Source organism: Microbacterium sp. KNMS, assembly GCF_053851835.1.
Window position 1 is genome coordinate 238,563 of sequence record NZ_JBSQBP010000001.1, and the last position, 24,626, is coordinate 263,188.

At 72.0% G+C, this 24,626-nt stretch carries 26 protein-coding genes and 1 pseudogene; 3 read left to right on the top strand and 24 right to left on the bottom strand.

The window, feature by feature from the left end:
• Positions 1 to 7 precede the first annotated feature (7 nt).
• Positions 8 to 709, top strand: a complete 702-nt coding sequence (locus ACWXWW_RS01100; RefSeq protein WP_455968273.1) for a phosphotransferase family protein — start codon at positions 8 to 10, stop codon at positions 707 to 709.
• 4 nt (positions 710 to 713) lie between these two features.
• On the opposite strand, the gene ACWXWW_RS01105 is transcribed toward ACWXWW_RS01100, so the two are convergent.
• Complete coding sequence (locus ACWXWW_RS01105) at positions 714 to 1,283, bottom strand: TetR/AcrR family transcriptional regulator (RefSeq protein WP_271172324.1); 570 nt, start codon at positions 1,281 to 1,283, stop codon at positions 714 to 716.
• 85 nt (positions 1,284 to 1,368) lie between these two features.
• Here ACWXWW_RS01105 and ACWXWW_RS01110 point away from each other — a divergent pair, with 85 nt between their 5' ends.
• A complete protein-coding gene (locus tag ACWXWW_RS01110) occupies positions 1,369 to 1,941 on the top strand; it encodes a dihydrofolate reductase family protein (RefSeq protein ID WP_455968275.1) in 573 nt (190 codons plus the stop codon).
• 52 nt (positions 1,942 to 1,993) lie between these two features.
• Here ACWXWW_RS01110 and guaA read toward each other — a convergent pair whose 3' ends face one another.
• From guaA to groES, 12 genes are all read right to left on the bottom strand, one after another.
• Positions 1,994 to 3,571: a glutamine-hydrolyzing GMP synthase gene (gene guaA, locus ACWXWW_RS01115; protein WP_271172326.1), complete on the bottom strand. Its 1,578-nt coding sequence runs from the start codon at positions 3,569 to 3,571 to the stop codon at positions 1,994 to 1,996.
• Positions 3,568 to 4,086, bottom strand: a complete 519-nt coding sequence (locus ACWXWW_RS01120; protein ID WP_282978194.1) for a DUF3817 domain-containing protein — start codon at positions 4,084 to 4,086, stop codon at positions 3,568 to 3,570. The genes guaA and ACWXWW_RS01120 overlap by 4 nt, the downstream gene beginning before the upstream one ends.
• A gap of 91 nt (positions 4,087 to 4,177) precedes the next feature.
• Entirely contained in the window at positions 4,178 to 4,873 is a 696-nt protein-coding gene (locus ACWXWW_RS01125; protein WP_455968277.1) for a nucleoside/nucleotide kinase family protein, read from the bottom strand.
• Positions 4,874 to 4,875: 2 nt separating this feature from the next.
• Positions 4,876 to 5,706 carry an SURF1 family cytochrome oxidase biogenesis protein gene (locus ACWXWW_RS01130; protein WP_282978266.1) on the bottom strand — a complete coding sequence of 277 codons (831 nt, stop codon included), beginning with the start codon at positions 5,704 to 5,706 and terminating at the stop codon, positions 4,876 to 4,878.
• A 65-nt stretch (positions 5,707 to 5,771) separates the two neighbouring features.
• Positions 5,772 to 6,890 (bottom strand): GuaB3 family IMP dehydrogenase-related protein, encoded by a 1,119-nt coding sequence (locus tag ACWXWW_RS01135; RefSeq protein ID WP_271172329.1) that lies wholly within the window; start codon positions 6,888 to 6,890, stop codon positions 5,772 to 5,774.
• Between the two features lie 56 nt (positions 6,891 to 6,946).
• Positions 6,947 to 7,222, bottom strand: a complete 276-nt coding sequence (locus tag ACWXWW_RS01140; protein WP_455968279.1) for a DUF2277 domain-containing protein — start codon at positions 7,220 to 7,222, stop codon at positions 6,947 to 6,949.
• Between the two features lie 88 nt (positions 7,223 to 7,310).
• Positions 7,311 to 8,813: an IMP dehydrogenase gene (gene guaB, locus ACWXWW_RS01145; protein WP_455968281.1), complete on the bottom strand. Its 1,503-nt coding sequence runs from the start codon at positions 8,811 to 8,813 to the stop codon at positions 7,311 to 7,313.
• A 129-nt stretch (positions 8,814 to 8,942) separates the two neighbouring features.
• Positions 8,943 to 9,797, bottom strand: a complete 855-nt coding sequence (locus ACWXWW_RS01150) for a metal ABC transporter permease (RefSeq protein WP_282978198.1) — start codon at positions 9,795 to 9,797, stop codon at positions 8,943 to 8,945.
• Positions 9,794 to 10,519: a metal ABC transporter ATP-binding protein gene (locus ACWXWW_RS01155; protein WP_455968283.1), complete on the bottom strand. Its 726-nt coding sequence runs from the start codon at positions 10,517 to 10,519 to the stop codon at positions 9,794 to 9,796. The genes ACWXWW_RS01150 and ACWXWW_RS01155 overlap by 4 nt, the downstream gene beginning before the upstream one ends.
• The gene (locus ACWXWW_RS01160; RefSeq protein WP_455968285.1) at positions 10,516 to 11,421 is read right to left on the bottom strand and encodes a metal ABC transporter substrate-binding protein; all 906 of its coding nucleotides are present in this window, start codon (positions 11,419 to 11,421) and stop codon (positions 10,516 to 10,518) included. Before ACWXWW_RS01160 ends, ACWXWW_RS01155 begins: the two co-directional genes overlap by 4 nt.
• A 542-nt stretch (positions 11,422 to 11,963) precedes the next feature.
• The gene (gene rarD, locus ACWXWW_RS01165; RefSeq protein ID WP_455968287.1) at positions 11,964 to 12,908 is read right to left on the bottom strand and encodes an EamA family transporter RarD; all 945 of its coding nucleotides are present in this window, start codon (positions 12,906 to 12,908) and stop codon (positions 11,964 to 11,966) included.
• A 151-nt stretch (positions 12,909 to 13,059) separates the two neighbouring features.
• Positions 13,060 to 13,356, bottom strand: coding sequence for a co-chaperone GroES (groES, locus tag ACWXWW_RS01170; RefSeq protein ID WP_039394204.1), 297 nt, complete (start codon positions 13,354 to 13,356; stop codon positions 13,060 to 13,062).
• Between the two features lie 147 nt (positions 13,357 to 13,503).
• Between groES and ACWXWW_RS01175 the strand changes: the two genes are divergently transcribed.
• Positions 13,504 to 14,691, top strand: a complete 1,188-nt coding sequence (locus ACWXWW_RS01175; protein WP_455968290.1) for a THUMP-like domain-containing protein — start codon at positions 13,504 to 13,506, stop codon at positions 14,689 to 14,691.
• 3 nt (positions 14,692 to 14,694) lie between these two features.
• Here the strand turns inward: ACWXWW_RS01175 and ACWXWW_RS01180 are convergent, their stop codons facing one another.
• From ACWXWW_RS01180 to coaA, 11 genes and pseudogenes are all read right to left on the bottom strand, one after another.
• Positions 14,695 to 15,039, bottom strand: a complete 345-nt coding sequence (locus tag ACWXWW_RS01180) for a hypothetical protein (protein ID WP_271172337.1) — start codon at positions 15,037 to 15,039, stop codon at positions 14,695 to 14,697.
• Positions 15,036 to 16,103 carry a tRNA (adenosine(37)-N6)-threonylcarbamoyltransferase complex transferase subunit TsaD gene (tsaD, locus tag ACWXWW_RS01185; RefSeq protein ID WP_271172338.1) on the bottom strand — a complete coding sequence of 356 codons (1,068 nt, stop codon included), beginning with the start codon at positions 16,101 to 16,103 and terminating at the stop codon, positions 15,036 to 15,038. The genes ACWXWW_RS01180 and tsaD overlap by 4 nt, the downstream gene beginning before the upstream one ends.
• A complete protein-coding gene (gene rimI, locus ACWXWW_RS01190; protein ID WP_455968292.1) occupies positions 16,100 to 16,597 on the bottom strand; it encodes a ribosomal protein S18-alanine N-acetyltransferase in 498 nt (165 codons plus the stop codon). The genes tsaD and rimI overlap by 4 nt, the downstream gene beginning before the upstream one ends.
• Entirely contained in the window at positions 16,594 to 17,331 is a 738-nt protein-coding gene (gene tsaB / locus ACWXWW_RS01195; protein ID WP_455968294.1) for a tRNA (adenosine(37)-N6)-threonylcarbamoyltransferase complex dimerization subunit type 1 TsaB, read from the bottom strand. The genes rimI and tsaB overlap by 4 nt, the downstream gene beginning before the upstream one ends.
• Positions 17,332 to 17,382: 51 nt before the next feature.
• On the bottom strand, positions 17,383 to 17,850 hold the full coding sequence (locus ACWXWW_RS01200) for a GNAT family N-acetyltransferase (protein ID WP_324012175.1): 468 nt from the start codon (positions 17,848 to 17,850) through the stop codon (positions 17,383 to 17,385).
• Positions 17,847 to 19,343: an APC family permease gene (locus ACWXWW_RS01205; protein ID WP_455968296.1), complete on the bottom strand. Its 1,497-nt coding sequence runs from the start codon at positions 19,341 to 19,343 to the stop codon at positions 17,847 to 17,849. Before ACWXWW_RS01205 ends, ACWXWW_RS01200 begins: the two co-directional genes overlap by 4 nt.
• A complete protein-coding gene (gene tsaE / locus ACWXWW_RS01210) occupies positions 19,340 to 19,846 on the bottom strand; it encodes a tRNA (adenosine(37)-N6)-threonylcarbamoyltransferase complex ATPase subunit type 1 TsaE (RefSeq protein ID WP_455968298.1) in 507 nt (168 codons plus the stop codon). Before tsaE ends, ACWXWW_RS01205 begins: the two co-directional genes overlap by 4 nt.
• Positions 19,843 to 20,964: an alanine racemase gene (gene alr / locus ACWXWW_RS01215; RefSeq protein WP_455968300.1), complete on the bottom strand. Its 1,122-nt coding sequence runs from the start codon at positions 20,962 to 20,964 to the stop codon at positions 19,843 to 19,845. Before alr ends, tsaE begins: the two co-directional genes overlap by 4 nt.
• A gap of 128 nt (positions 20,965 to 21,092) precedes the next feature.
• Positions 21,093 to 21,446 (bottom strand): annotated as a pseudogene (locus tag ACWXWW_RS01220) (holo-ACP synthase); the annotation flags it as partial.
• Between the two features lie 43 nt (positions 21,447 to 21,489).
• Entirely contained in the window at positions 21,490 to 23,343 is a 1,854-nt protein-coding gene (glmS, locus tag ACWXWW_RS01225; protein ID WP_324012181.1) for a glutamine--fructose-6-phosphate transaminase (isomerizing), read from the bottom strand.
• A 180-nt stretch (positions 23,344 to 23,523) separates the two neighbouring features.
• Positions 23,524 to 24,468 (bottom strand): type I pantothenate kinase, encoded by a 945-nt coding sequence (coaA, locus tag ACWXWW_RS01230; RefSeq protein WP_455968302.1) that lies wholly within the window; start codon positions 24,466 to 24,468, stop codon positions 23,524 to 23,526.
• Positions 24,469 to 24,626: the final 158 nt, after the last annotated feature.

The following is a 24,626-nucleotide window of genomic DNA, read 5'->3' on the forward strand; positions in this document are numbered from 1 at the left end:
TGGCGGGATGCGACAGGGAGCGGTCGGTCATGTGCGCGTCGTCATGCAAGGCGGACGCGCACTCGTCGAGAAGCGGATGGCGGATCCGGCCCGCCACGACACCGAACTGCTCGCCCTGCGCGCGCTCGCGCAGACATCGTTCCCCGCACCGTCGGTGGTCGACGCCTCCCTCGGTCGGATTCTCATGACGCTCATGCCGGGAGAGAGACTCGACGAGGTCGATGCGGACACGCGCCGCGAGGGCATGCGCGCGTCGGCGGTGCTGCTCCGCCGTCTCCACGAGACACCGGTGCCGCAGGGCCTGCCAGCGGCTCCGGACGATGCGCGCATCCTCCGGAGCTACCGCGACGTGGGCGGGCCGCCGCTTCCGCTCTCCATCCCGGAAGCATCGGGGCCTGCCGCCTTCTGCCACGGGGACTGGACCGACGGCAACCTGCTCGTCGTCGACGGGCGCGTCTCCGCTGTGGTCGACTGGGAGGCCGCTCACGTCGGCGATCCGGTGCGGGAGCTGGCGCGCGCGGCGTGGGCAGCGAGCCGCAAGGACGCGCGATGTCTCGACGACATGACCGCCGCATACGGCGCGGATCGGGACCTGGTGCGCGCCTGGGCGGCCGTCCACGCGGCGGAGCTGTGGCTCTGGTTCGCCGAGGCGGGGCCGCCCGAGCACCTCGCCCGGCTGACCGCTGAACTGCGGTCGTGGCCACTGTGAGCGCTCAGCGCGGCAGGAGCCGATCGACGAGCTCGTCGATAACGTCGTCGATCGAGATGGCGGGGTCGATGCTCACCGTGAGGCGGTCGAGGATGAGCCCGTCGACCGCGTAGTGGAAGAGGGCGATCTCGGTGCGGCCTCCCGGAAGACCCGCCCCCTCGTTGAAGGCGACGTCGCCCGCGAACCCGGCCCGCATCCATCCACCCAGCGACTCCGCGACGGATGGCCGACGCGCGGCCTCGAGTCGGAGCTCGAGGAGCGCGAGAGTGACATCGCGGTCAGCGAGAAGGCGCTGCACGATGTCGCGAAGGTAGTCGGCGAACAGCTCCCGCGACGGCGCGCGGGAGGCGAGCCTCGCGTGCACGGCGGGATCCGGCGTCAGCCGCTCGCCGATGCGCGCGACGAGCCCGTCGACGAGCGCCTCGCGCGACGTGAAGTAGTTCGACGCCGTGCCCCGCGGGGCGCCGGCTTCCGCGTCGACAGCGCGGTGGGTCAGGCCCCGCGCACCCTCCCGCGCGAGCACGCGCAGTCCAGCGTCGGCGAGCGCAGCCCGCCGCTCCTCGTTCCTCGCCATGCTCCCACCCTAGCGAAACCACGACATCCGTTGTACATTGGTCCCGCACCCACGACATCCGTCGTGGATAACGGAGGGAGATCCCATGCGCGAACTCGTCTACTACGTCGCCGTCACGCTCGACGGCTACATCGCAGCGCCAGACGGGGGCTTCGACGCATTCCTCGTCGAGGGCGACCATGCGCCCGTGCTCCAGCGCGAGTTCGGGGACGCGCTTCCGAGTCACGGCCTGACCGCCCTCGGGATCTCGGCCCCGCGGACCCGGTTCGACACCGTCGTCATGGGGTGGAACACCTACACGCCGGCGCTCGACATCGGGATCACGAGTCCGTACGCCCACCTCCGTCAGATCGTCGCGAGCCGTCGGGATCGCCGCGTTCCCGACGAGATCGAGATCACGGCAGATCCTCTCGAGCGCGTGCGAGAGCTCAAGCAGGAGGACGGGCTGGAGATCTACCTCTGCGGCGGCGGAGATCTCGCAGGCCAGCTCATCGACGAGATCGACCGCCTCGTCCTCAAGCGGAACCCGTTCGCCTTCGGCAGCGGAGTCCCCCTGTTCGGATCGGCCCCGTACGAAGCCCGGCACTTCGCGCACGAGCGGACCCGTGCGTTCGACTCGGGCGTCGTCGTCCAGGAATACGTGCGCGACAGCCTCTGAACGGCGAAGGCCGCCGCTGCGGGTGCAGCGGCGGCCTTCAGCGGGGGCGGGATCACTCCCACTCGATCGTCCCCGGGGGCTTCGAGGTGACGTCGAGCACGACGCGGTTCACCTCGCGCACCTCGTTCGTGATGCGGTTGGAGATCTTCGACAGCACGTCGTACGGCAGACGCGTCCAGTCGGCGGTCATCGCGTCCTCGCTCGAGACCGGACGCAGCACGATCGGATGGCCGTACGTGCGGCCGTCGCCCTGCACACCCACCGAGCGGACGTCCGCGAGCAGCACGACGGGGCACTGCCAGATCTCGCTGTCGAGGCCCGCCGCGCTCAGCTCCTCGCGCGCGATGGCGTCGGCGTCACGCAGGATCTCGAGACGGTCAGCGGTGACCTCGCCCACGATGCGGATGCCAAGGCCGGGCCCCGGAAAGGGCTGGCGGCCGACGATCGCCTCGGGGAGGCCGAGCTCGCGGCCGATCGCGCGCACCTCGTCCTTGAACAGGGTGCGCAGCGGCTCGATGAGCTCGAAGTCGAGGTCATCGGGCAGACCGCCGACGTTGTGGTGGCTCTTGATGTTCGCCGTGCCGGCGCCGCCGCCGGACTCCACCACGTCGGGGTAGAGGGTGCCCTGGACGAGGAAGCGGATGGGCTCGCCCTCGGCCTTCGCCTCCTCAACGAGCTCGCGCTGCACCTTCTCGAAGGCGCGGATGAACTCGCGGCCGATGATCTTGCGCTTCTCCTCGGGGTCGGTGACGCCCGCGAGGTGGCCGAGGAACGTGTCGGCCGCGTCGACCGTGATGAGGCGGACGCCCGTCGAGGCGACGTAGTCCTTCTCGACCTGCTCGCGCTCTCCCTTGCGGAGGAGCCCGTGGTCGACGAAGACGGCGGTCAGCTGGTCGCCGATCGCGCGGTGCACGAGGGCCGTCGAGACCGCCGAGTCCACGCCGCCGGAGAGGGCCGAGATGACGCGCGCCGAGCCGACCTGCTCCCGGATGCGCTGCACCTGCTCCTCGATGACGTTGCCGCTGTTCCAGTCGGCGGGGAGGCCCGCGGCCTTGTGCAGGAAGTTCTCCAGCACGTTCTGGCCGAAGTCGGAGTGCTTCACCTCGGGGTGCCACTGCACGCCGTAGAGGCAGCGCTCGTCGTTCCCGAAGGCGGCGACCGGCGTGACGGCCGTGGAGGCCAGCACCTGGAAGCCCTCGGGCGCCTGGGCGACCTGGTCGCCGTGGCTCATCCACACGTTCTGCTCGCTGGGCTGGCCGCCCAGCAGGACGCCGCCATCGCCGACGACGGCCGCATCGGTCGCGCCGTACTCGCGCAGACCGGTGTGAGCGACCTCGCCGCCGAGCGCCTGGGCCATGACCTGGAAGCCGTAGCAGATGCCGAGCGTGGGGATCCCGAGCTCGAAGACGCCGGGATCGAGGGAGGGTGCGCCGGGCTCGTACACCGACGACGGCCCACCCGAGAGGATGATCGCGACGGGGTTCTTCTCGGCGACCTCTGCGGCCGTGATCGTGTGCGGCACCAGCTCGCTGTAGACGCCCGCCTCGCGCACGCGACGTGCGATGAGCTGGGCGTACTGCGCGCCGAAGTCGACGACGAGGACGGGGCGCGCAGCGGTGTCTGCGCTCATCGGGGGACCTCCTGGGTCGGTGCGGACGGAGTCGAGGGGCCGGAGGCGGCCTTGGCGGCCCGCTTCTCGGCGGCGGTCTCCTCGCGCTGGGCGAGGTAGCGCTTGACGTCGCGGGCGACGAAGTACTCCATGAAGAAGGAGAGGAACGGCACGACACCGCCGCCGGCGAGCAGCAGGAAGCGCCAGAACGGCCAGCGCATGAGGCTCCACACGCGGAAGCACGCGAAGAGGTACACGACGTAGAACCAGCCGTGGACGATGAGGATGCCGAGCGACAGGTTGATGCCGTCACCGGTCGAGATGAGCTCCCCCGTCGGGCTCGGGACGACCTCGCGGAACGCGAAGAGGCCGTGGGAGTCGAGGAAGAACAGCTCGACGGCCAGCTGCGGCGTGTACTTCAGCACCATCTCGGCGCACAGGAGAAGCAGTCCGACGCCCGTGATGACCGAGCAGACCTGGTAGAAGCGGAGCGCCCGGCGGATCTGGGGGAAGGATGAGACCCGCGGCTGTGGCATACCTCGATTCTAGTGGGGGCGCACCTGGCGGTTCGCCCATGGGCGGATGGCCGCGGCCGCTGCGCGGGCGGGGCGCCGTCCGCCGTCGACGTCAGCCCGTCGGCGGCCCCAGCGACTCGCCGGTGATACCCGAGACGACGAGGTCGGCGCGGACGCGCGATCCCTCGATCAGCACGGCGTTCGCGCCGTCGACGTCGCGTGCCCACGCCGCGGCCGCCTCGGGCGTCCGCCCGTGCCGTGTGTGCCGCTCGACAAGCCGTGACTCGCGCTCGGCAGGGGGCGTCGCGCAGAACCAGACCTCATCCATCCGATCCCGGACGCCGAGCCACGGCTCCCGGTCGATGAGCAGGTAGTTGCCCTCGACGATGACGACCCGAGCCGTCGGCTCGATCGCGATCGCCCCGGCCACGCCCTCGTCGACATCGCGCTCGAACGCGGGCGCGTAGACCGTGTGATCCGTCTCGCGGCGGACCCTGTCGAGGAGCGCGACGAATCCCCAGCCGTCGAACGTGTCGATCGCTCCCTTGCGGTCGCGCAGGCCCAGTCGCTCGAGCGTCGCGTTCGCGAGATGGAACCCGTCCATCGGCAGCGCGACCGCACTGCCCTCGCGGCGCGCGTTGAGCGCCGCCACCAGGGCCGCCGCGAGGGTGGTCTTCCCTCCCCCGGGGCTGCCCGCGACCCCGAGCAGGAACCGCCGCCGGGTGCGCGCGGCGAGCTCGATCCGCCGGGCGAGCTCCTCGACCCGCTCAGCGGGCGGGCCCGCGCGCCGATCAGCGTCGGAGGCCACGGCTACTCGTCGTCGGGGTCGCCGCCCGCGAGCTCCTCGAGCTCGCGCTCCCACGCGTCCTTCGCGAGGCGATACCAGAGGTAGAACGAGAACGCCGCGAACACCGCCCACTCGACCGCGTAGAAGAGATTCAGCCAGTTCACCGGCCCCGCCACCTCGGGAGCCGGCGACGAGATCGCCGTCAGCTCCGTCTCGACGAGGCCCGCGACCGGGTCATCCGAGGTGAGGTACGGGCGGTAGACGTCGATCCGCTCGCCGTCGATCTCAGTGTCGTGCCATCGGCTGAGCAGCGCGGCAGGCGACATCCGCGTCATCTCGTCGACGTCGTCACCCGGCGGCAGCTGCGGCCCCTCGTCGGAGATGACCCGCCCGGTGAGCGGCGTCGGCTGCCAGTCGACGACGTGCCGCAGCTCGGGGGCGACGTACTTCTCCTCCGCGCGCTCCTCGAGTGCGGCCACGGCGGCGTCGGCGTCCTCGCGGGAGGCGGTCCAGCCGAGCGCGACCGCGATCGACCGGCTCTCGGGGTAGACCGCGAGGGCGAACTGCCCCGTGACCCAGTAGCCCTCGACGCCGTCGTCGAAGCGCGACGAGACGACGATGAAGTCGCCGGGCACCCACTGGCCTTCGAGGGAGACCTTCTGGCCGACGAGCGCGTCGTCGAGGTACTGCCCCGGCCGCACGACCTCGTCGATCGGGCGGATGATCTCGGTCGCGCCGTCCTCGGGGGGATCGGTGTCGATCGCGCGCGCGAGCTGCCACTGCAGGAGCCACGAGAACACGCCGGCCACGACGAGGCACAGCAGCAGCATCGCGATCCAGCGCGGCCGCAGCATGACCTCGCGCAGCGTCGGCGGGAAGACCTGCGTCTCGCTCGCAGCGGGTGGCGCGGGATCGGCCATCAGTGCACGGGGTTCACGACGACGTCGACGCGCTGGAACTCCTTCAGGTCGGAGTATCCCGTCGTCGCCATCGACTTGCGCAGCGCCCCGATGAGGTTCGCCGTGCCATCCGCCACGAGGGCGGGCCCGTAGAGGACCTCCTCGAGCGTGCCGACCTGGTCGACCTTCACGCGGTGGCCGCGCGGGAGCTTCGGATGGTGCGCCTCGGGGCCCCAGTGGTAGCCGTTGCCGGGCGCATCGGTCGCGCGGGCGAGCGCGACGCCGAGCATCACCGCGTCCGCGCCCATGGCGAGCGCCTTCACGATGTCGCCCGAGGTTCCGACGCCGCCGTCGGCGATCACGTGCACGTAGCGGCCGCCCGACTCGTCGAGGTAGTCGCGGCGCGCACCGGCCACGTCGGCGACCGCGGTCGCCATGGGCGTGGTGACGCCGAGGGTCGCGCGGGTCGTCGACGCGGCTCCCCCGCCGAAGCCGACGAGCACGCCGGCCGCGCCCGTGCGCATGAGGTGGAGCGCGGCCGTGTACGTGCCGACGCCGCCGACGATGACCGGCACGTCGAGCTCGTAGATGAACTCCTTGAGGTTCAGCGGCTCGGCCGCGCTCGAGACGTGCTCGGCGGACACCGTGGTGCCCCGGATCACGAACAGGTCGACGCCCGCGGCCACGACCGTCTCGTAGAGCTCCTTCGTGCGCTGCGGCGACAGCGCGCCGGCCACCGTGACGCCGGCGTCGCGGATCTCGGCGAGACGCGCCGTGATGAGCTCGGGCTTGATCGGCTCGGAGTAGAGCGCCTGCATGCGGGCGGTCGCGGAGCGCTCGGGCAGCGACGCGATCTCCGCGAGCAGCGGCTCCGGGTCCTCATAGCGCGTCCACAGACCCTCGAGGTCGAGGACGCCGAGGCCGCCGAGCTTGCCCAGCATGATCGCGGTCTGCGGGCTCACGACCGAGTCCATCGGCGCGCCGACGACGGGCACGTCGAACGTGTACGCGTCGATCGCCCACGTCGTGGAGACGTCCTCGGGGTTGCGCGTGCGCCGCGAGGGCACGACCGCGATGTCGTCGAACGTGTACGCGGGTCGACCCCGCTTGCCGCGGCCCAGCTCGATGTCACTGCTCACCCGCCCAGCCTACCTGGCCGGGTGACGGCCATCCGGATCCGCGCCGCGGCGCGCGATCAGGCCGCGTAGCGGCCGGAGGCGATGGCCTTCGCGCGCCTCTTCTCGGCCTCCTCCTCGCGGTTCTTGGGAGGTGTCGTCGCGACGAGCTCGGCGAGCAGGTGCTGGGTGGCGTGGGCGATCTCCGCCACCGCGCGGTCGAACGCCTCACGGTTCGCCTTCGACGGCTTCGTCGTGCCGGCGATCTTGCGGACGTACTGCAGCGCCGCCGCGTGCACCTCCTCGGAGGTCGCGGCGGGCTCGAAGTTGTGCAGGGTGTGGATGCTTCGGCACATACCCGCACGGTACGCCCGGGACTCGGAGGGGTCCAGGGGTGCCGACGACGAAGGCCCCCGCCGGAGCGGGGGCCTTCTGTCGAGCGGCTCAGCGCTTGTAGTTCGGCGCCTCGACGACGATCTGCACGTCGTGCGGGTGCGACTCCTTGAGGCCCGCCGAGGTGATGCGGACGAACTTGCCGCGGGTCTTGAGCTCGTCGATCGTGCGGGCGCCGACGTAGAACATCGACTGGCGCAGCCCGCCGACGAGCTGGTACACGACGGCCGAGAGGGGCCCGCGGTAGGGCACCTGGCCCTCGATGCCCTCGGGGATGAGCTTGTCGTCGCTCGGGACGTCGGCCTGGAAGTAGCGGTCCTTCGAGTACGAGGTCTGCTTGCCGCGCGTCTGCATGGCGCCCAGCGAGCCCATGCCGCGGTACTGCTTGAACTGCTTGCCGGCCTGGAACACGATCTCGCCCGGCGACTCCTCCGTGCCCGCGAGCAGCGACCCGAGCATGACCGTGTCGGCGCCGGCGACGAGCGCCTTCGCGATGTCGCCCGAGTACTGGAGGCCGCCATCCGCGATGACGGGCACGTCGGCGGCGCGCGCCGCGAGCGACGCCTCGTAGATCGCGGTCACCTGCGGCACGCCGACACCGGCGACGACGCGCGTCGTGCAGATCGAGCCGGGGCCGACGCCGACCTTGACCGCGTCGACGCCCGCCTCGATGAGCGCCTGGGCGCCCTCGCGCGTGGCGATGTTGCCGCCGATCACGTCGATGTGCGCGAACGACTCGTCCGACTTGAGACGGCGGACGATGTCGATGACGCCCTGCGACTGCCCGTTGGCCGTGTCGACGACGATGACGTCGACACCCGCGTCGCGCAGCGCCTCGGCGCGCTCCCACGCGTCGCCGAAGAAGCCGATCGCGGCGCCCACGCGGAGGCGCCCCTGGTCGTCCTTCGTGGCGAGGGGGTACTTCTCGCTCTTGTCGAAGTCCTTGATGGTGATGAGGCCGGCGAGCTTGCCCTCGTCGTCGATGAGCGGCAGCTTCTCGACGCGGTGCTCGGCGAACAGGGCGATAACCTGCTCGGCGGCGATGCCGACGGGGCCGGTGATGAGGCCCTCGCTCGTCATGACGTCCTTCACGCGCGTCACGGGGCGCTGGATGTCGGAGACGAACCGCATGTCGCGGTTCGTGATGATGCCGATGAGGCGGTTGTCCTCGTCGACGACGGGCAGACCCGAGATGCGGTACTTCGCGCACATCGCGTCGACCTCGGCGATCGTCGCGTCGGGCGAGGTCGTGATCGGGTCGGTGATCATGCCCGACTCGCTGCGCTTGACGCGGTCGACGGCCGCGGCCTGGTCGGCGATCGAGAGGTTGCGGTGGAGGATGCCGATGCCGCCCTGGCGGGCGAGCGCGATCGCCATCCGCGCTTCGGTGACGGTGTCCATCGCGCTCGAGAGGAGCGGGATGGCGACCCGGATGCGGCGGGTGAGCCGCGACGACGTGTCCGCTTCGCTGGGGATGACGTCGGTGTGCCCCGGGAGGAGCAGCACGTCGTCGTAGGTGAGGCCGACGAAGCCGAACGGGTCGTGTTCTGTCATTGGGGGTGTCTCCTGCCGACGCGGTGTGGGCTGCTCCGGTACGGGAGGGATCGCCGTCCCGTGCGCCGATTCTATCGGCGCGCCCGGAGAGCGGCGCGGTCTCGTTCACACCCCGCGCACAGGAAAGCCTCAGGCGGCACGCGCCCGCGCCATCCGCCGTCCGACCACTCCGTGCCGTGGGCTGAAGAGGTAGACGAGAGTGAAGACGACGCCCTGGACGAGGATGACGAGCGCCCCCGACGCGGCATCCAGCCAGTAGCTGAGGTAGATGCCGATCACCGAGCAGGCGGCCGACAGGATCGGCGCGATGACGAGCATCCGCCCGAATCGGTCGGTGAGGAGGTGCGCGGTCGCGCCCGGGATGATGAGCATCGCGACGACGAGGATGACGCCGACCACCTGGAGCGCGACCACCGCGGTCAGCGCGAGGACGCCGAGCAGGATGGCGCCCAGCAGACGGGGCGAGAGCCCGATCGCGAACGCATGGGTCGGGTCGAACGCGTAGAGCGTGAGATCGCGTCGCTTCACGAGCAGCACGACGAGGGCGACCGCGGCGAGCACGCCGATCTGGATGAGGTCGCCGTCGGAGACGCCGAGGATGTTGCCGAAGATGATGTGGTTGAGATCGGTCTGACTCGGCGTCACGGAGATGAGGGCGAGCCCGAGCGCGAAGAGGGTCGTGAAGACGATGCCGATCGCGGCGTCCTCCTTCACGCGGCTCGTGTCGCGGAGCACGCCGATGAGCGCGACCGCGAGCAGCCCGAAGGCGAGCGCGCCGAGCGCGAACGGCGCGCCGAGGATGTACGCGATGACGACGCCCGGCAGCACCGCGTGCGAGACGGCGTCGCCCATGAGCGACCATCCGACGAGCACGAGCCAGCACGACAGCAGGGCGCAGACGACCGCGGCGACGACGGTCGCGGCGAGCGCGCGCACCATGAAGTCGTACTGCAGCGGCTCGAGGAGGAGGTCGAGGAGGTTCATGCGGCCTCCCCGAGCCCGAAGGCGCGCGCGAGGTTCTCCGGCCGCAGCGCCTCGCCGACCGGGCCGTGGAAGAGGGGCCTGCGCAGGAGGAGGATGGCCTCGTCGGCCAGCTCGGGAAGCGCGTGCAGGTCATGGGTCGAGACGAGCACCGCACAGCCGTCGGCCGCGAGCTCGCGAAGGAGTCGCACGATCGTCGCCTCGGAGCGCTTGTCGACCCCGGCGAAGGGCTCGTCGAGCAGGAGGATCCGCGCCTCCTGCGCGATGCCGCGCGCGACGAACGCGCGCTTGCGCTGACCTCCCGACAGCTGGCCGATCTGGCGGTCCGCGAGATCGACGAGGTCGACCCGCTCGAGGGCCTCCTCGACGGCCGCGCGATCATCGGGGCGGGCCCGCCGCGTCAGGCCCTGGCGCCCGTAGCGCCCCATCATGACGACGTCGCGCACGGAGACCGGGAACGCCCAGTCGACATCCTCGCTCTGCGGCACGTAGCCGACGATGCCGCGGCGACGGGCGACGGCGGGCGACCCGCCCTCGATGCGGACGCTGCCGGCGTCGGGGCGGATGAGCCCGAGCGCGGTCTTGAAGAGCGTGGACTTGCCCGACCCGTTCATCCCGATGAGGGCCGTCACCTTCCCGGCCTCGACGGTCGCGGATGCGGCGTCGAGAGCGAGGATGTCTCGGTAGCGGACCGTGATGTCGGCGAGCTCGATCGCGGGGCTCATCCGGTCAGCCCCTCGACGATGAGCGCCGCGTCATGCCGGATGAGGTCGAGGTAGGTGGGGACGGGCCCCTCCGGCTCGGAGAGGGAGTCGACGTAGAGCGTGCCGCCGAACGCCGCGCCCGTCGCCTCGACGACCTGCTGCATGGGCTTGTCCGACACCGTCGACTCGCAGAACACGGCTCGGACGCCGTTCTCCTCGACGAACTCGATGGCGGCGGCAATCTGCTGAGGAGTCGCCTGCTGCTCGGCGTTGACGGGCCAGATGTACGCCTCGGTGAGCCCCGCGTCACGCGCGAGGTACGAGAACGCCCCCTCGCATGTGACGAGCGCCCGCTCGTTCTCCGGCAGCGGCGCGAGCGCGTCGACGAGCTCGTCCTGCACGGCCTGCAGCTGCTGCGCGTAGGCCTCTCCGTTCGCCGCGAAGTCGTCGGCGTGCTCGGGGTCGAGCTCGCTGAACGCCTCGACCATGTTGTCGACGTACGCCTGCACGTTGACGGGGCTCATCCAGGCGTGCGGGTTCGGCTTGCCGGCGTACGCGTCGCCGGCGATGTCGATAGGCTCGACGCCCTCCGACACGACGACGTGCGGCACGTCGACGGAGTCAACGAACTGCGCGAACCACGCCTCGAGGTTGAGGCCGTTGTCGAGGATGAGGTCGGCGTCGGCGGCGCGCCGGATGTCTCCCGGCGTCGGCTCGTAGCCGTGGATCTCGGCCCCGACCTTCGTGATCGACTCGACCGAGAGGTGCTCGCCCGCGACATTGCGGGCGATGTCGGCGAGCACGGTGAAGGTGGTGAGGACGACCGGGCGGTCGTCTCCCTGGGGCGCGGCACCCCCGGCGCACCCCGAGAGCAGGGCGACCGCCGCGAGGACGGCACCGCCCCGGACGAGATTTTTCGGCATACCGAAAAAGTAGCTTTTCGGTGAACCGAAAACAAGGCGCTTGCGGATGGGCGCCGAGGCGCGGTAGGCGGATGGCACGACAGGGCCTGCGCGGAGTCGCGGCTGGCGGCGCCCGGCGCGGCACACCGTCACCGGAATCGGACCCGTGGGGCACGAGTAGCCTCCTGCGCACGACACGCGCACACCGGCCCCAGCCATCCGAATCCGCGTCCCTCAGCAGGTGACGACCGCGGTCACAACCGTCACCGGAATCGGACCCGTGAGGCACGAGTAGCCTCCTGCGCACGACACGCGCACACACGCCCCAGCCATCCGAATCCGCGTCCCTCAGCAGGTGACGACCGCGGTCACAACCGTCGAGTCACCCGCCCACTCGCCGCGAAACGCGGTGACCGGGCGCCGATTCGACGCGAAACGGGGAATGACTCGCTGGCTCTTGCCGCGAAACGCGGCGACCCGCCACCCCTTTGCCGCGAAACGCGGCGACCCGCCGCCGCGCTTCGACCCCAGAACGCCGCCCCAGAACGCCCCAGAAACCCGCCTCAGGCGACGGGCTCGGGCTCCAGGGCCGGTCGGGGGCGACGCGCGTGCCGGATCATGTCCACGCTCAGCACCACGAGCGCGACCCAGACGATGCCGAAGCCGATCCACCGCTCGAGCGGCATGGGCTCGTGGAGCACGACGACACCGACGAGGAACTGCAGGATCGGCGCGATGAACTGCAGGAGCCCCACCGCCGTCAGCGAGATGCGCCGGGCGCCTGCCGCGAAGAGCAGCAGCGGCACGGCCGTCGCAACGCCCGCGAGCGACAGCATCACGGTGTGCAGCGTGCTGACGGTTCCGTAGGTCAGCCCCGCCGTCGCCGCGACGACGACGAGCTGCACGACCGCGACCGGCGCGAGCCACATCGTCTCGAGCGCGAGGCCGCTGACCGCGTCGACCGCGGCGCCGATCCGGTTCTTGACGAGCCCGTAGAGGCCGAACGACGTGCTGAGGATGAGCGCGATCCACGGCACGGAGCCGTATCCGACGACGATCACGACCACCGCCGCGGCCGCGATGCCGACCGCGGCCCACTGCGCGCGGCGCAGCCGCTCGTGCAGCACGAGCACCGCGAGGACGACCGTCGTGATCGGGTTGATGAAGTACCCGAGGCTCGACTCCACGACGTGCCCGGTGAGGGTCGCGATGAGGAAGGTCTGCCAGTTGACGTAGATGAGGACGCCGGCGATCGCCGTCCACAGCGCGAGACGGGGGTTCCGCAGCACGGCGATCATCCGGCCCCATCCGCGCGCGACGGTGAGCAGGATGGCGCAGAAGACGAGCGAGAGGAGGACGCGCCAGGCGACGACCTCCCAGGGGCCGGTCGGCGCGAGGAAGACGAAGTAGAGCGGGAGCACACCCCACAGCAGGTAGGCGCTGAAGCCGTACCCCGTGCCGAGCGCCCGCTCGCGTTCCGAGGATCCAGTGGCGGAGAGCGTGGTCACCGATCCAGCCTAGGTCGGCAGGTGGTCCGCGAGGGCGGCCGGGACGGTGCCGCGGCGGTCATCCTCCGGCGCATTCCTGCCACGCGGTCATCCCCGCGCATGCAGAAGGGCCCGACGCCGAAGCGCCGGGCCCTCCAGGAAAGGCGTGTCGTCAGCGGACGACGACCGCGAGCACGTCGCGGGCCGAGAGCACCAGGTACTCGTCGGCGCCGAACTTGACCTCGGTCCCGCCGTACTTGCTGTACAGGACGCGGTCGCCGACGGCGACGTCGAGCGGAACGCGGTTGCCGTTGTCGTCGATGCGGCCGGGGCCCACGGCCACGACCTCGCCCTCCTGGGGCTTCTCCTTGGCGGTGTCGGGGATGACCAGACCGCTGGCGGTGGTCTGCTCGGCCTCGACCTGCTTGATGACGATGCGGTCCTCGAGCGGCTTGATGGAAACCGACACGGTGTACCTCTTCTTTCGTTGCTTCGACGGAAGACTCAGTTCGCACTCTCATGACGAGAGTGCTAACGCCAGTGTAGGGCGGGACCTGGCACTCCCGCAACGCGAGTGCCAATTCGAGGACACAGGATGACACGCGAGAATGGACGCATGGAGCAGGGAGAACTCGACGCGCTGCTGACCGCCGAGGGCCTGGCCCTGCTCGACGCGCTGGACCCCGTGGAGACGACGGCGGATGTCGCCCGCGCGGTATCGCGCCTCCGGGCCGCAGGCCACTCCCCCGACCTCGTCTCGGCGGTCGTCGGCCAGGTGCGTCTGCGGTCGCGGGCGGAGGCGAAGTTCGGCCCCTTCGCGGCGCGCATGCTCTTCACCCGCGCGGGGGTCGAGCAGGCGACGCGGATGTCCGTGGCCGCGCACCATGCAGGGCGCATGCGCGCGGCGGGAATCGAGCGCGTGGCCGACCTCGGCTGCGGCATCGGCGGCGACGCGCTCGCGTTCGCCGGCGTCGGGATGGAGGTGCTCGCGGTCGACGCGGACCCTGTGACGGCGGCCCTCGCGGCCTACAACCTGCGGCCGTTCGGGGATGCCGTGGAGGTGCGCTCCGAGCGCGCAGAGGAGGTCGACCTCTCCGGCTGGGACGCGGTCTGGCTCGACCCCGCGCGTCGCACGAGCGGTCACTCCGAGACCCGCCGGGTCGCGCCATCCGACTACTCCCCCGCGCTCGGCTGGGCGCACGCGCTCGGCGAGCGGATGCCCGTGGGCATGAAGCTCGGCCCGGCTCACGATCGCGAGGCGATCCCGGACGCGGTCGAGGCGCAGTGGGTGAGCGTCGACGGGTCGACCGTCGAGCTCGTGCTCTGGTCGGGGGCGCTCGCGCGCGACGGCGTGCGCCGGGCCGCGCTTGTCATCCGCGGCGACGCGTCGCACGAGCTCACCGCTCCCGCCGACACCGAGGACGAGCCGGTGCACGAGCTCGGGGCGTTCCTGCACGAGCCCGAGGGCGCCGTCATCCGCGCGCGCCTCGTCGGCGAGGTCGCCCGGTCGCTCGCGGCCGGCCCGATCGCTCCCGGCATCGCGTATCTCACGGGCGATGCCGCGCTGACGACGCCGTTCGTCTCGTCGTTCCGCGTCCGCGAGACGCTCCCCGCCGACGTCAAGGCGCTCGCGAAGGCGCTCCGCGCCCGCGGGATCGGCACCCTCGAGATCAAGAAACGCGGCGTCGACGTCGATCCGGCGCTCCTCCGGAAGAAGCTCAATCTGCGTGGCGACGGATCGGCGACGCTCTTCATGACGCGCATCGGCGGGCGGCGCGCCGCCATCCTCGCGGACCGCGTGTAGCGGCTACGCGGCCGGCAGCTCGATGACGGGCGCCTCGCCGAGCTGACCGAGGATCCAGAGCGCCCAGACGCCGCAGTAGGCGATCGCCACGACGCCGAACCCGAACCCCCACCAGGCGAGAGCCCGGTCGGCATGTCGGCGGACGAGCGCGATGACCGCGAGCACGACGGCGATGAGCGCGAGCGGCGCGACCCACGGCGTGAACCACGACATCGTGAGCGCGAACATCCCGAGCACGAGCGACGGGCTCGAGAGTGAGACGCGGCGGCGCGGCCGGTCGGAGCGGGAGGGCACCGCGTTCAGCAGCTCGTCGTCGTCGAGCTGCGCCGCGTCCTCCGGCTCGGTCATGGTCTGCGCGCGACCTGGATGTCGGTGACGGGCAGGGTCGAGTCCGCTCCGAACGCGAGCGTCGAGGGCTCGTGGCCCGACTGGATGAGCTCGGAGGCGAGCGCGGCGATCATCGCGCCGTTGTCGGTGCAGAGCCGCAGCGGCGGGATCCGGACGGTCACGCCCGCGGCCTCGGCGCGCGCGAGAGCGACCTCGCGGAGACGGCGGTTCGCGATCACGCCCCCGCCGAGGAGCAGTCGCGGCACGTCGTGCTCCGCGCACGCATCCAGTGCCTTCGTCACGAGCACGTCGACGACGGCCTCGCGGAAGCTCGCCGCGACGTCCGCCATCGGGATGTCCTCGCCCTCGGCCTCGCGCTGCTCGGTCCACCGCGCGACGGCGGTCTTGAGGCCAGAGAACGAGAAGTCCCAGCGGTGCTTCTCGCGGTCGCTCGCGCGCGAGAGGCCGCGGGGGAAGCGGATGGCATCGGGATCGCCGCCGACGGCCGCGCGGTCGATCTCCGGCCCGCCGGGGTACGGCAGTCCGAGGATGCGCGCGACCTTGTCGAAGGCCTCCCCCGCCGCGTCGTCGACCGTCTCGCCGAGCAGCTCGACATCGCTCGTGAGGTCGCGGACGAGCAGCAGCGAGGTGTGCCCGCCCGAGACGAGCAGGGCGACGGTCGGGTACTCGAGCGGCTCGCTGTCGTCGGCGAGGATGTCGGCCGCGATGTGCCCGACGAGGTGGTTCACGGCGTAGAGCGGCTTGCCGAGCGACACGGCGAGGGCCTTGGCGGCGCCGACCCCCACCATGAGCGCGCCCGCGAGGCCCGGCCCGCTCGTGACCGCGACGGCGTCGAGATCCGCGAGCCGGATGCCCGCCTCGGCGACGGCCTGCTCGATCGCGGGCTGCAGCGCCTCGAGGTGCGCGCGGGCGGCCACCTCGGGCACGACGCCGCCGAAGCGCGCGTGCTCGTCCATGCTGCTCGCGATCGTGTTGGACAGGAGGGTGCGGCCGCGGACGATCCCGATGCCGGTCTCGTCGCAGCTCGTCTCGATGCCGAGCACGAGGGGTTCGGCGCGGTTCATGAGCAGGCTCCTGCATCGGTCGGGTCGGGGATGCGCGCGGCGCGCCACGCGGGGACGTCGAGCTTCATGACGATCGCGTCGACGTCGTCGGGCTGGTAGTAGCGCGGGCGCCGGCCGAGCTCGGCGAACCCCTCGCTGGCGTAGAGCGCCTGGGCGACCGGGTTGTCGGCGCGGACCTCGAGGAACACCTCGCGCACGCGGCGGCGATCGGCCTCCTCGAGGAGGAGACGCAGCAGCGCCCTGCCCTGCCCGCGGCCGCGCGCGCGCTCGGCGATCGCGATCGTCTGGACATCCGCGTCCTTCGCGCCCGGGAGCGATCGCAGACCGGCGTAGCCCGCGACCTGACCGGCCTGCTCGAGCACGAGGTAGTGCGCGTGCTCCGACGCGAGCTCCTCGCGCATCATGCCCTCGCTCCAGGCGTCGGTTGGGAAGGCGCTGCGCTCGAGCGCCATGATCGCGTCGAGGTCGGCGACGGTCGCCTCGCGGATGCTCACGAGCCCACCCGCTTCCGCGGCGCGGGCGCCGTGACGTCGGGCGAGCGCAGATAGAGCGGCTCGGTCGCGCCGCGCGTCTCGCCCGCGCGGAGGCGGATGGCCGCGAGCCGACCCAGCGCGCCGATCGGGATGCGCGTGGCGAGAACGAACCGGTCGCCGTCGAGGTCTTCGGCCGAAGCGCCCACACGCTCGAGGCTCGCGCGAGCGTCGTCCTCCCAGAGCTCGCCGACCGCGCTCCGCCAGGCACGGTCGCGCAGCGGCGCGAGCAGCGGGTCCGCGGAGAGGTCTGCGTCGCGCGGGCGCAGCTCGGGTCCGGCGATGCGGCGCGGCAGACCCCATCCGTCGAGGTCGCCGTAGACCGAGATGGCGTTCTCCCTGCGGCGCGCGTCGGTCGCGACGGCGAATCCGCCCGTCGGGAAGGCGATCGTCAGCTCCGCGGCGACCGCGTCGTGGCTCGCGATGCCGAGCACGGGAACACCGCGGCCGAGGGCGAAGGCGCGCGCGGCGGCGATGCCGATGCGGAGGCCCGTGAAGGGCCCCGGGCCCATTCCCGCGGCGACATGCGTGATGCGGTCCGGCCCGACGCCCGCGTCGGCGAGCGCGCGCTCGAGGAGCGTGCCGATCACCTCGGCGTGACCGAGGGCGTTCTCGCTCTCGGCCTCCGAGAGGATCTCGCCGTCGGGCGCGACGACGGCCGCGCCCGAGCCGATGGAGGTGTCGACGGCCAGGATCATGCTCTCCAGCGTAGTTTCCCGCCGGTCACGGAATGCCGGGAACGCGCGCCCTCAGTCGAGGGTCTTGTGCATCCGGATGGCGCTGATCTCGAACCCGAGCGACGTGTACAGACGCCGGGCGGCGGTGTTCGAGCCGAACACGTTGAGCCCGATCGACCGCGCTCCCTGCGAGCGGGCGTGCTCCTCCCCGAGCTGCATAGCGGCCCGGCCCAGCCCGCGACCGCGGTGCGCCTCGTGGATCTGGATGTCCCACACCCACCAGGCGGTGTCATCCGGGCTCGGGTCGGGCCCGATCCACAGCCACCCGACGACCTCGTCGCCCTCGACGACGTCGAACACGCGGTGGCCGGCGACGAGCTGCCCGTCGGGGAAGGCGCGCTCGACGCTCTTCTGCGCGTTCTCGCGCGCGACGTCGGGCGCCTCCCCGGCCGCCATGAGCTCGTCGGCATACGCGTCGCGGCTGCGGTCGATCCAGGCGGGCAGCCGGGAGGGGTCCATATCGCGGAGGGTGAGCGTCATCCCGGAAGTCTGCCAGCGCGGGGCGCGGCGCGGAAGCCGCTCGCCTCGCCCGCGATCGCCGCACGGTAGGCGCGCTCGTCGAGCGCCCCGATCCGCGAGTGCCTCCGGCCGTAGGCGAGGTAGATCGCGATGCCGACGGCCATCCAGCAGCCGAACGCGATCCAGGTGCCGCCCGAGAGCTGCGTCATGAGCGCGAGGCACGTCACGGCGCCGAGGACGGGCACGACGGGGAAGAGCGGCACGCGGTACGTGCGCGGCAGGTCGGGTCGGCGGTATCGCAGGACGATGACGGCGACGTTGACGACCGTGAAGGCCGCGAACGTCCCGATGCTCGTCGCGTTCGCGAGCTCGCCGAGGGGCACGATGCCCGCAGCGACGGCGATCACGGCGCCCGTGATGAGGGTGCCGGCCACGGGGGTGCGGGTCGTCGGCGAGATACGCCCGAAGACGCGCGGCACGAGCCCGTCGCGCGACATCGTGAGGAGGATGCGCGTCTGCCCGTACAGCACGGTCAGCACGATGCTCGCGAACGCGATGAGCGCGCCGATCGAGAACACGACGCCGAACCAGGGCTGGCCGGTCACCTCGGCGAGCACCGTCACGAGTCCGTGGTCGCGGAACCACCGCGCCTCGCGCGCGCCGACCGCCGCGATCGCGACGACGACGTAGATGGCCGTCACGAGGCCCATCCCGAGCAGGATGGCGCGCGGCAGGTCGCGCGCGGGGTCTCGCGCCTCCTCGCCCGCGGTCGAGGCCGCGTCGAACCCGATGTACGAGAAGAACAGCACGGCCGCGGCGCCCGTCACGCCCGGGAAGAACGCGTCGAACATGCCGTCGAAGTGATCGACGCGGAATGCGGTGAACGCGACCGCGGAGAAGAAGAGCAGGACGCCGACCTTGAGCGCGACGAGCACGGTGTTGATCCAGGCGGCCTCGCGCACGCCGCGCAGGAGCAGCACCATCGCGAGGATCACGAGGACGAACGCGCTGAGGTTGAACACGCCGCCCTCGGCCGACGGATCCGAGGCGATCGCGGCCGGCAGCGAGAGCCCGAAGATCGCGAGGGTCTCGTCGACGTACTGCCCCGCGCCCGATGCGACCGCGGCGACCGAGACGCCGTACTCGAGGACGAGGCACCAGCCCACGACCCAGGCGACGCCCTCGCCGAGCGTGACGTACGCGTACGAGTAGCTCGAGCCCGACACCGGCACGGCGCCCGCCATCTCGGCGTACGACAGGGCGGAGAGCAGAGCGGGGACGGCCGCGAGCAGCACGCTCATCCAGATGCCGGGACCGGCATGCGGGATCTGCTCGGCCAGCAGAGCGAGGATGCCCGTGCCGAGCGTCGCGCCGACGGAGATCATGGCGAGCTGGATCATCGAGAGGTGGCGCCCCAGCGTCGCGGATCCCTCGCTCGACTGCCCGGCTTCGGCGACGAGCATGCCGATCGTGCGGCGGCGCAGGAGCTGGCCGCCGAGAGAGGCGCGGGTCATGCGGCGGTGCGCTTCTCGATCACGACGATGCGCGGCGCGTCGGCGTCGAGCTCCGCGGAGGCGCGCGAGAGATCGCCGCACATCGTGTCGGAGCCGCGTCCGCCCACGGGGCGGGTGATCTCGACGTCCCACCAGACCTCGCGCAGGCCCTCGATCTTGTCGCGCCCCCACTCCATGACGACGACCGATCCGTCGACGTCGATGTCGAGGTCGTCGAGCTCGAGCGCCGACGAGAGGCGGTACGCGTCTGCGTGGACGAGCGGCGCCCCGCCGACGAGGGACGGGTGCGTGCGCGCGATGACGAAGGTCGGGCTCTGGATGGGCCCGCGCACGCCAAGCGCATCGGCGAGGCCGCGCGTGAGCGTCGTCTTGCCGGCGCCGAGCGGCCCCGTCAGGACGACGAGGTCGCCCGCCTCGAGGTGCGCGCCGATGCGGCGGCCGAGGTTCTCCATGTCAGTCGCCGTGGGCACGTCGTGCCTGCCGAGCAGCTCGTCGGGGATCATCCCTTCACCCTCCGTGCCACGCGCGGTCCGATGCGCGTGACGATCTCGTAGTTGATCGTGCCCGCCGCGTCCGCCCACTCCTCGACCGCGGGAGCCCCCGCAGCGGGGTCGCCGAAGAGGATCGCCTCGTCGTCGACGGCGACCGGATGGTCACCCGCATCGACGACGAACTGGTCCATCGCGATCCGCCCGACCACGGGCATCCGGCGCCCGCCGATCACGACCGGCGCGCGGTTCGAGGCCTGGCGCGGGATGCCGTCGGCGTAGCCGAGCGGAACGAGGGCGAGCGTCGTCTCCCCCGCCGTGCGATGGACGTACCCGTATGAGACGCCCTGGCCGGCTGACACGCGGCGCACGGCCGCCACCCGGCCGCGCAGGGTCATCGCGGGCCGCAGCCCGAGGTCGGCCGACGTCGCGTCGTCGAACGGCGAGAGCCCGTAGATGCCGACGCCGACGCGGACGGCGTCGAAGCGGGCGGCCGGCAGGCGGATGGCGGCGGCGGTCGCCGCGATGTGGCGGACGCGCGGCGAGAGCCCCGCCGCCTCGGCCTGCGCGAGCGCGCCCTCGAAGACGCGCACCTGCGCGAGGTCGTCGGCCTCGCTCGTGCCGGAGAGGTGGCTGAAGACGCCCTCGACGACGATGCGCCCGGCCTGCGCGAGGCGCGCCGCCTCCGCGAACGCGGCGGGCCAGTCGGCGGGGGCGAGCCCGTTGCGCCCGAGGCCGGTCTCGAGCTTGAGGTGCACGCGCGGCACCTCGTCGCCGGTCGCCGCGGCGGCGATCGCCGCGAGCTGCGGGATGCGCGAGACGCCGAGCTCGACCCGCGCGGCCACCGCGGCGGCGAAGTCCTCGACCGGGTCGTGCAGCCACGCGAGCACGGACGCGTCGATGCCCGCGGCGCGCAGCGCGAGCGCCTCGGGGATCTCGGCGACCCCGAGCCGCGTCGCCCCTCCCTCGAGCGCCGCACGCGCCGCGGTCTCGGCGCCATGGCCGTAGCCGTCGGCCTTCACGACCGCGATGAACTCGCGCGTCCTCGTCACCTCGCGCAGATGCCGCACGTTGTGCACGATCGCCGCGCGATCGATGACGGCCTCGCGCAGCGCGCGCTCCTCGCCGCTCACGGGGTCGCCTCACCTGCGGTCGTGCCCGCGCCATCCGCGACATCCGAGCCATCCGCCTCGTCGCCGTCCGCCTCATCGAGGGGCGATTCGACGCCCGCGCTCACGACGTCGACCGCGGCAGGGCCCGCCTCCCCTTCGGCCGTGACGTAGGCGATCGCGAGCCCCGCATCGTGCGACAGCGAGAGGTGCAGCGCCGTGATCCCGAGGGCGGCGACGGTCTGCGCGGTGGCGCCGGTGAGCTCGAAGCGCGGCGCCTCGCGCTCGCCGAGCCGGGCGACCTCGATCTCGGTCCACGTCACGCCGTCCGAGCCGCCGAGCGCCTTGATGAGCGCCTCCTTCGCGGCGTAGCGCGCGGCGAGCGAGCGCAGCGGCAGGCCGCGCTCGTGCTCCGTGAACAGGCGGTCGCGCAGGCGCGGCGTGCGCATGATCGTGCTCTCGAACCGCGGGATGTCGACGAGGTCGACGCCGATGCCGACGATCATCCTTCTCCCTTCCGCCGTGCCCGTGCTGCGCGCTCCGACGCGCCTACTCGACCGTGACCGACTTCGCGAGGTTGCGGGGCTGGTCGACGTCGAGGCCCTTCGCGGTCGCGAGGCCCATCGCGAAGATGTGCAGCGGCACGACGGCGAGGATGGGCTCGAACAGCGGCGCCGCGAGCGGCACCCGGAGCACCTCGTCGGCGAAGGGCAGCACGGCCGCGTCGCCCTCCTCCGCGACCGCGATCACGCGGGCGCCGCGGGCGCGGATCTCCTCGATGTTCGAGATGACCTTCGCGTGCAGCGTCGCGCCCTGACGCGGCGACGGCACCATCACGAACACCGGCTGACCCGGCTCGATCAGCGCGATCGGGCCGTGCTTGAGCTCGCCCGCGGCGAACCCCTCCGCGTGGATGTACGACAGCTCCTTGAGCTTGAGCGCACCCTCCAGCGCGATCGGGTACCCCACGTGACGGCCCAGGAACAGCACCGACCGCGTGTCCGACATCCACCGCGAGAGCTGCTCGATGCGCTCCTGCTCGTTCTCCAGGATCCACCGGATCTTCTCCGGCAGCGCCTCCAGCTCCGCGATCGCCGCACCCGCGACCTCCGCCGACAGCGCGCCCCGCACCCGCCCCACGTGCAGCGCGAGCAGGTACAGCGCCGTGATCTGCGCCACGAACGCCTTCGTCGACGCCACCGCGACCTCCGGCCCCGCGTGCGTGTACACGATCGCGTCCGACTCCCGCGGGATCGTCGCACCCTGCGTGTTGCAGATCGACAGGGTCTTCGCGCCCAGACGCGCGGCCTCCTTCACCGCCATCAGCGTGTCCATCGTCTCGCCCGACTGGCTGATCGACACCACGAGCGTCTCCGGCCCCACGATCGGGTCGCGGTACCGGAACTCGTGCGCGAGCTCCACATCCACCGGGATCCGCGCCCACTGCTCGATCGCGTACTTCCCGACCAGACCCGCGTAGTACGCCGTCCCGCACGCCAGCACGATCACCCGGCTCACGCCCTGGAACAGCCCGTCCAGGCCATCCAGCTCGGGGATCACGATCTGCCCGTCCTGCACCCGACCCAGCACCGTGTTCGCGACCGCCTCGGGCTCCTCCGAGACCTCCTTGGCCATGAAGCTCGACCAGCCGCCCTTGTCCGCAGCCGCCGCATCCCACGACACCTCGAACGGCTCGACCTCCACGACCGCGCCGTCGAAGTCCGTCACCGACACGCCCTCCGGCGTGATCGACACGATCTGATCCTGCCCGATCGCCAGCGCACGACGCGTGTGCTCCACGAACGCCGCCACATCCGACCCGAGGAAGTTCTCCCCCTCGCCCAGACCGATCACCAGCGGCGAGTTCCGCCGCGCACCCACGACCAGACCCGGGTGATCCTCATGCATCGCCAGCAGCGTGAACGCGCCCTCCAGCCGCGACACCACCGCCCGGAACGCCGCAGCCAGATCCCCGCCCGCAGCCCGGTACTCCCGGCCCAGCAGCACCGCCGCGACCTCGGTGTCCGTCTGGCTGCGGAACGAGAACCCCTCCGCCTCCAGCTCCGCCTTCAGCGCAGAGAAGTTCTCGATGATGCCGTTGTGGATCACCGCCAGCCGGTCCTCATCCGCCAGATGCGGATGCGCGTTCAGATCCGTCGGGCCCCCGTGCGTGGCCCACCGCGTGTGCCCGATCCCCGTCGTGCCCGCACCCAGCGGAGCCTCATCCAGCGCCTCCCGCAGACGCGCCAGCTTGCCCGCCTTCTTCCGCATCCCCAGCGACCCCTCGCGGTCGATCACGGCGATGCCCGCGGAGTCGTACCCCCGGTACTCGAGCCGAGCAAGACCCGCGAGAAGGATGTCCTGGCTTTCCCGAGGACCGACGTATCCGACGATTCCGCACATGCGCTCAATCCTAGGGACGCCATCCTGGGAACCCCGGCAGGCCGCCGCCCCGGGCGCGGCTACGGGCGCACGACGAGCACGGGAGCGTCGACCGCGAGCACGGCGCGCATGGCGGGCGTCGCGCCCCGCGGCGCCTTCCGCGCCGCGCAGGCTGAGCGCTCCACGCCGACCCGCTCGCTTCTACAGCTTGCGCAGGAGCACGCTCTCGACGTTGTGGTCGGCGCCCTTGTTGAGCACGAGCGTCGCTCGGTGCTTCGTCGGCGCGACGTTCTCGAGCAGGTTCGGCAGGTTGATGTCGTTCCAGATGCCCCGGGCCGTGCTGATGGCCTCCTCGTCGCTGAGGTGCTGGAAGACGTTGAAGTACGACGACGGGTTCGAGAACGCACCCTCGCGCAGCGCGAGGAAGCGGTTGACGAACCACTCCTCGATGTGCGCGGCGTCGGCGTCGACGTAGATCGAGAAGTCGAACAGGTCGCTGACCGCGACGTCGTTCGGCGTGGGCGGCGGCTGCAGAACGTTGAGCCCCTCGATGATGAGCACGTCGGGCCGCCGCACGACGACCTGCGCGTCGGGCATGATGTCGTACCTCATGTGTGAGTAGAACGGGGCCCGCACCTCGTCGGCACCGCTCTTCACGCGCGTGACGAAGTCGACGAGAGCACGGCGGTCGTAGGACTCGGGGAAGCCCTTGCGGCTCATGATCCCGCGCCGCTCGAGCTCGGCGTTGGGGTAGAGGAAGCCGTCCGTCGTGACGAGCTCGACGCGCGGGGTGTCCGGCCAGCGGCTGATCAGCTCGCGGAGCAGGCGCGCGACCGTCGACTTGCCGACCGCGACCGACCCCGCGACCCCGATGACGAACGGGGTCGTCGGATCCTCCTCCTGGAGGAACGTCGACACCTCCGCGCCGATCCGGCGCACACCGCTCGCCCAGATGCTGAGCGTGCGGCTCAGCGGCAGGTGGACGTCTCGCACCTCGGCGATGTCGAGCCGGTCGCCGAGCCCGCGCAGCTGGACGACCTCGGTCTCGGTGAGCGGCTGATCCATGCCCGCCGCCATCCGCGCCCACTCGGCGCGGGGGATCTCGCGGTACAGCGAGAGGGAGGCGGGAACGGCTGTCGGACTCATCCGCAACATCGTACCGGGGCGGATGACCGGGGCCCGGCGGCAGGATGGCCGGTCCCGGCGGCACCGCGGACGGGAGCGGGCGAGGGGGGGGGGGGGGGGGGGGGGGGGGGGGGGGGGGGGGGGGGGGGGGGGGGGGGGGGGGGGGGGGGGGGGGGGGG

Excerpts from the sequence above, each read along its gene's own strand:
- ACWXWW_RS01100 (WP_455968273.1), top strand. The coding sequence starts at position 8 with ATGCGACAGGGAGCGGTCGGTCATGTGCGCGTCGTCATGCAAGGCGGA.
- ACWXWW_RS01105 (WP_271172324.1), bottom strand. The coding sequence starts at position 1,283 with ATGGCGAGGAACGAGGAGCGGCGGGCTGCGCTCGCCGACGCTGGACTG.
- ACWXWW_RS01110 (WP_455968275.1), top strand. The coding sequence starts at position 1,369 with ATGCGCGAACTCGTCTACTACGTCGCCGTCACGCTCGACGGCTACATC.
- guaA (WP_271172326.1), bottom strand. The coding sequence starts at position 3,571 with ATGAGCGCAGACACCGCTGCGCGCCCCGTCCTCGTCGTCGACTTCGGC.
- ACWXWW_RS01120 (WP_282978194.1), bottom strand. The coding sequence starts at position 4,086 with ATGCCACAGCCGCGGGTCTCATCCTTCCCCCAGATCCGCCGGGCGCTC.
- ACWXWW_RS01130 (WP_282978266.1), bottom strand. The coding sequence starts at position 5,706 with ATGCTGCGGCCGCGCTGGATCGCGATGCTGCTGCTGTGCCTCGTCGTG.
- ACWXWW_RS01140 (WP_455968279.1), bottom strand. The coding sequence starts at position 7,222 with ATGTGCCGAAGCATCCACACCCTGCACAACTTCGAGCCCGCCGCGACC.
- guaB (WP_455968281.1), bottom strand. The coding sequence starts at position 8,813 with ATGACAGAACACGACCCGTTCGGCTTCGTCGGCCTCACCTACGACGAC.
- ACWXWW_RS01150 (WP_282978198.1), bottom strand. The coding sequence starts at position 9,797 with ATGAACCTCCTCGACCTCCTCCTCGAGCCGCTGCAGTACGACTTCATG.
- ACWXWW_RS01155 (WP_455968283.1), bottom strand. The coding sequence starts at position 10,519 with ATGAGCCCCGCGATCGAGCTCGCCGACATCACGGTCCGCTACCGAGAC.
- ACWXWW_RS01160 (WP_455968285.1), bottom strand. The coding sequence starts at position 11,421 with ATGCCGAAAAATCTCGTCCGGGGCGGTGCCGTCCTCGCGGCGGTCGCC.
- ACWXWW_RS01175 (WP_455968290.1), top strand. The coding sequence starts at position 13,504 with ATGGAGCAGGGAGAACTCGACGCGCTGCTGACCGCCGAGGGCCTGGCC.
- ACWXWW_RS01180 (WP_271172337.1), bottom strand. The coding sequence starts at position 15,039 with ATGACCGAGCCGGAGGACGCGGCGCAGCTCGACGACGACGAGCTGCTG.
- tsaD (WP_271172338.1), bottom strand. The coding sequence starts at position 16,103 with ATGAACCGCGCCGAACCCCTCGTGCTCGGCATCGAGACGAGCTGCGAC.
- tsaB (WP_455968294.1), bottom strand. The coding sequence starts at position 17,331 with ATGATCCTGGCCGTCGACACCTCCATCGGCTCGGGCGCGGCCGTCGTC.
- ACWXWW_RS01200 (WP_324012175.1), bottom strand. The coding sequence starts at position 17,850 with ATGACGCTCACCCTCCGCGATATGGACCCCTCCCGGCTGCCCGCCTGG.
- ACWXWW_RS01205 (WP_455968296.1), bottom strand. The coding sequence starts at position 19,343 with ATGACCCGCGCCTCTCTCGGCGGCCAGCTCCTGCGCCGCCGCACGATC.
- tsaE (WP_455968298.1), bottom strand. The coding sequence starts at position 19,846 with ATGATCCCCGACGAGCTGCTCGGCAGGCACGACGTGCCCACGGCGACT.
- glmS (WP_324012181.1), bottom strand. The coding sequence starts at position 23,343 with ATGTGCGGAATCGTCGGATACGTCGGTCCTCGGGAAAGCCAGGACATC.
- coaA (WP_455968302.1), bottom strand. The coding sequence starts at position 24,468 with ATGAGTCCGACAGCCGTTCCCGCCTCCCTCTCGCTGTACCGCGAGATC.